The sequence below is a fragment of the Marinobacter sp. C2H3 genome (assembly GCF_037080155.1).
Taxonomy (GTDB): Bacteria; Pseudomonadota; Gammaproteobacteria; order Pseudomonadales; family Oleiphilaceae; genus Marinobacter.
Genome location: NZ_JBBBNZ010000009.1, coordinates 1 through 4,253 on the forward strand (window position 1 = coordinate 1; position 4,253 = coordinate 4,253).

At 53.4% G+C, this 4,253-nt stretch carries 4 protein-coding genes; all 4 read left to right on the top strand.

The window, feature by feature from the left end:
* Positions 1-1,690: 1,690 nt before the first annotated feature.
* Positions 1,691-1,978 (top strand): hypothetical protein, encoded by a 288-nt coding sequence (locus V3388_RS16350; RefSeq protein ID WP_336368635.1) that lies wholly within the window; start codon positions 1,691-1,693, stop codon positions 1,976-1,978.
* A gap of 437 nt (positions 1,979-2,415) precedes the next feature.
* A complete protein-coding gene (locus tag V3388_RS16355; protein WP_336368636.1) occupies positions 2,416-2,991 on the top strand; it encodes a DUF6714 family protein in 576 nt (191 codons plus the stop codon).
* 80 nt (positions 2,992-3,071) lie between these two features.
* On the top strand, positions 3,072-3,587 hold the full coding sequence (locus tag V3388_RS16360) for a hypothetical protein (RefSeq protein ID WP_336368637.1): 516 nt from the start codon (positions 3,072-3,074) through the stop codon (positions 3,585-3,587).
* A gap of 109 nt (positions 3,588-3,696) precedes the next feature.
* A complete protein-coding gene (locus V3388_RS16365; protein ID WP_336368638.1) occupies positions 3,697-4,182 on the top strand; it encodes a GNAT family N-acetyltransferase in 486 nt (161 codons plus the stop codon).
* Positions 4,183-4,253 lie beyond the last annotated feature (71 nt).

The following is a 4,253-nucleotide window of genomic DNA, read 5'->3' on the forward strand; positions in this document are numbered from 1 at the left end:
ATCGGTAATGGGGTGTTCCGGTCGCGGGGCCATCCAGCGCAACCATCGGGCAATTTCCGCCCATTCAGTGTCCTGGTCCCTGGCGCCATGGGTCTTGCTGGTCCACAGTATCGGGAGTTGGCATTCAGGTTGGGTGCCTGAATGGATTGCCGGGTAACCAGCATTTAACCAGTCGCATCAGGACGCGGCCTGCGGCCGCTGGACGCCCATGACTGGGCGCCCCTGTGCTCAGCGTTAAAGGCCTTGCTCCGGTGTTCTTAGGTTTGGTGTTTGCCCGCTGCTCCATCGGTTGCCGGCAGGCAGAAAACAGCTTTCAGTTCGGCGGCGGCGATAATCGGTAATTCAGTGTTCCAGTTGCGGGGCAATCTGGCGTATCCACCGGGCAGTTTCCGCCCATTTAGTGTCCTGGTCCCTGGCGCCATGGGTTTTGCTGGTCCAAAGTATCGGGAGTAGGCATTCGGGTTGGGTGTCTTAATGGAACGCCGGGTAACCGGCATTTAACCAAGCCAGGCACAGCGACGGCTTTTCCATTGCGGCTTCGCCTACATTCCAAAGCCGCGCGTGCTGGCGGCGTTAAAGGCCTTGCTTCGGTGTTCTTCGGTTGGGTGCTTGGCCGCTACCTCAACGGTCGCCGTCAGGCAGAACACAGCCATACGTCAGGCAACAGTGCCGAGCGGCAATGCAGTGTTCTGTTCTCCGGGCAATCCGGCGCGCCCGCCGGGCAGTTTCCGCCCATTCAGTGTCCTGGTTCCTGGCGCCATGGGTCTTGCTGGTCCACAGTATCGGGAGTAGGCATTCGGGTTGGGTGCCGGAATGAACCGCCGGGTAACCGGCATTTAACCAGTCGCATCAGGACGCGGCCTACGGCCGCTGGACGCCCATGACTGGGCGCCCCTGTGCTCAGCGTTAAAGGCCTTGCTCTGGTGTTACTAGGTTGGGTGTTTGGCCTCTGCTCCAGCGATTGCCGGCAGGCAGAAAACAACCTTCCGTTTGTCAGCGGTGAAGATCGTTAATTGGGTGTTCCGGTCGCGGGGCCATCCAGCGCAACCATCGGGCAGTTTCCGCCCATTCAGTGTCCTGGTCCCTGGCGCCATGGGTCTTGCTGGTCCAAAGTATCGGGAGTCGGCATTCGGGTTGGGTGCCGGAATGAACCGCCGGGTAACCGGCATTTAACCAGTCGCATCAGGACGCGGCCTGCGGCCGCTGGACGCCCTTGTCAGGGCGCCCCTGTGCTCAGCGTTAAGAGTATTGGTGAATGACAGAGATTCGGTCCCAAACAGCCTTAGATTGGCTGCTTATTGCATACTTCGGGTTGATTCTTCTCTCACTATTCGCTGACATATTTGCACCCATCGGGCCGTTAGCCGTCGAAATATTTTGGTTTATTGCTTTAGCAAATATTCCGCTCTTGGTCACTTGGGCGGCACTCGGTGGTTCAAGGTCAAAGCTTTGGGTGTGGTTGCCACCATTTTGGCCTATTGGAGTTGTGGTTAGGTCAGAAAAGGGAAGGCTTATAGTTATAGTGGCTTTTGTCGCAGCACTGGTACCAAGTTACGTTCAGAATGTTCTGTATCTTTGGGGGAGTGGATCTCTCTCTTAACCAGCCGCGTCAGTCGGACCGGTTTGTCACGCTGCGCGCGCCAACCCGGCCGCTGCGCATGAGCGTTAAATGTCACAAGGAGTCTGGGTCATGGATTGGCTAATCTGGGTTTCGGTAGCCGCTCTTGCACTTGGGGTTTGGCACGAAATCAATCGGTTCCCGGCGACGGGTAATTCCCTGCGCAAACTCCAAGAAGCACTCGATGACCTTCAGTCAGAAAACGAGGACTTGAAGCAGCGTCTGTCGACCCTTGAAGACGACTACCAAGAGGTATCGGAACAGCTAGATCGCATTCGTGATCCCAAGTATCGGCGGGCCATCGACGAAAAGGATGGGGAGGCTCTTTATGAACTCGACAAGCAACGTGGGAACATTTAACCAATCATTCAAGTTCGTTCCCGGCCTGGCGGCCGTCCACCGGACGCCCTACTCGGGCGCCGCTTAATTTTGGCGTTAAAGGCCTTGCTCCGGCGCTATTTGGTTGGCTGTTTGACCTCTGCTCCAGCGATTGCCGGCAGGCAGAAAACAACCTTCCGTTTGTCAGCGGTGAAGATCGTTAATTGGGTGTTCCGGTCGCGGGGCCGTCCGACACATGCACCGGACAGTTTCCGCCCGTTCAGTGTCCTGGTTCCTGACGCCATGGGTCTTGCTGGTCCAAAGTATCGGGAGTCGGCATTCGGGTTGGGCGCCCGAATGGAACGCCGGGTAACCGGCATTTAACCAAGCCAGGCACAGCGACGGCTTTTCCATTGCGGCTTCGCCTACATTCCAAAGCCGCGCGTGCTGAGCGGCGTTAGGACGGCTGTGAATATCAGATGAAGTGCAAAGCCTGCAGTGAAGAATACCCAAAGCCAGATATGATTGATGGCAAAGCGTACTTCGTTTGTTTGAATTGTGGCGACCTTCAAGAAGTGGCGAACTACCAAGCCCGTACCCAAGGTCAGATTATTGAGATGGTCAAAGATGCATTCTGCGGGGTGGAACTTGGAAACGGCATCGGACTTTTGCAAGCGCAGGCTATCGATAACCGAGAACCTGACGAGGTGCAGACAAAGTGGCGAAAAGAAGACGAGAAGTTTCACTGGGAGTCGATATCTCATGAATTGCTCGAAAGCTGCCACAGCAGTCTTTCATTCTTCGATGCTGAGGGGATGAAATTTCATTTGCCTGCATTTATTGTCGGCAGCATCACGGGCGAAGTTGGGGACCCACTATTTCATCTCACTTTTGATCTAGGGCGTCATTTTTATAGCAAGTTCGCTATGCTGAGTGAATGCCAGAAAAGAGCTGTTTCAGAATATCTCACTTGGTGCCTTACCCGAGATGAGTACATTTATGATCACGGAGCCATCCAAAAGGCACTGGAGCTACATTGGAAGAGGCTTTCCTAACAAGGCCAGTCACGCGACGGCTACTACATTGCGGCTTCGCCTCCATTTCGTAGCCGCGCGTGCTGAGCGGCGTTAGTCACATGAATGAAGGGAGTTCTATGACACCTCAAGGGATTACGGTAGTGGCGATAAAATTCTTTGCCCTTTATCTGGGGTTCAACATTCTTTGGTATGCCCCAACAATCAGCGTCTATGTTTCAACCTACACAGAGCTATTGGAAACCAGCTCGACTCAAAATTTCCTTATCTATTTGGTCGCAATTTTCATCGCCATAGGGTTAATCGCTGCGGTGGGGATGATCTTGGTTGCCAACTCGATCATTCGAAAAGCCCCAACTGACCCAATTGAAACTACTGAAGGTTTTTCTCCACAACTCCTTTTCCAGCTCATAGGTCTGTACTTCGTTGTGACGGCGCTATCCGAATTTCCCATGGCAACTCTTCAAGCTTTTCAGGGAAACACCGAACCGGTGACAAGTTCGATGTATTTTGGCGGCTCGTTGGTTCAGTTCGCGATTGGCCTTTATTTGGTCATCAAGCCAGGATCATGGCTTGGATGGTTCTCTAAAGGGGAGCGCTCGGTCCGTGCTGACTAACCAGTCAATTAAGTTCGTGCCCGGCCTATCGGCCGTCCACCGGACGTCCCTGACGGGCCGCCGCTTATTTCAGCGTTAAGCAGTAATCGAAAACATGGAATAGGTGTTCATGATCAGGGATGTGATCTTTCCCAAGGATAGCGAAGAGTTGAGAGCGCTCATTCTTGAGTACGCAAATTGGCTGGATATCGACCTTTCTTATCAGGATTTTGAGGGAGAGATGGCCTCGCTCGAGGCTTTGTTCTCGCTTCCCAACGGTCAATATACGTTTGCTATTGTGCAATCGCAGGTGGCTGGTGGCGTTGGATTTCGCCAACTTGATGAACGCACTGCAGAGGTGAAGCGGCTGTACGTTCGGCGCAAGTATCAGGGTAACGGGCTTGGGCGCCGGCTAATGGACAATTTATTGGTTAAGCTGAAAGGCTTGGGTTATGCCCGAGTTGTCCTCGATGCCGTGCCTCCCACTAAAAAAGCTCAAGAACTTTACGAGCTAATGGGCTTCCGGGAAATTGAGCCATATTTTTTCAATCCAACGCCCGACACTAAATTCTACGCATTTGATCTCCAGGACCATGCTTTGGAGAGCAATACTTAACAAGTGACTGTGGTGTCAATTCCATAAATTAAGCCATTTCACCCCGCCATGATTCCTGGTTTTTGATCATG

Excerpts from the sequence above, each read along its gene's own strand:
- V3388_RS16355 (WP_336368636.1), top strand. The coding sequence starts at position 2,416 with ATGAAGTGCAAAGCCTGCAGTGAAGAATACCCAAAGCCAGATATGATT.
- V3388_RS16365 (WP_336368638.1), top strand. The coding sequence starts at position 3,697 with ATGATCAGGGATGTGATCTTTCCCAAGGATAGCGAAGAGTTGAGAGCG.
- V3388_RS16350 (WP_336368635.1), top strand. The coding sequence starts at position 1,691 with ATGGATTGGCTAATCTGGGTTTCGGTAGCCGCTCTTGCACTTGGGGTT.
- V3388_RS16360 (WP_336368637.1), top strand. The coding sequence starts at position 3,072 with ATGAATGAAGGGAGTTCTATGACACCTCAAGGGATTACGGTAGTGGCG.